Genomic DNA, 245 nt, shown 5'->3' on the forward strand with positions numbered 1-245 from the left:
GCCTGCGCGTGGGTGTGCAGCCCCGGAAACGCCGGCAGCAGCGACGGATGGATGTTGACGAGCCGGCCGCTGTAGCGGTTGACGAAGCCCGGGGTCAGCACCCGCATGAAGCCGGCCAGAATGACGTAATCCGGCGCGTGCAGGTCGATTTCAGCGGCCAGCGCGGCGTCGAAGGCCTCGCGGCTGGCGTAGTCCTTGTGGTAAAGGGCCGCGGTGGCGATGCCCTGCGCCGCGGCCCATTCCAG

At 69.4% G+C, this 245-nt stretch carries 1 protein-coding gene; it reads right to left on the bottom strand.

Annotation, left to right across the window (positions count from 1 at the left end; genetic code table 11):
• Positions 1 to 245 (bottom strand): phosphoribosylglycinamide formyltransferase (gene purN, locus SB764_RS43700; protein ID WP_410867263.1); only part of this gene is annotated, 245 nt, incomplete at both ends.

Origin of the sequence: Paraburkholderia sp. SIMBA_027 (assembly GCF_046535315.1) — a bacterium.
GTDB classification, from domain to species: domain Bacteria; phylum Pseudomonadota; class Gammaproteobacteria; order Burkholderiales; family Burkholderiaceae; genus Paraburkholderia; species Paraburkholderia tropica.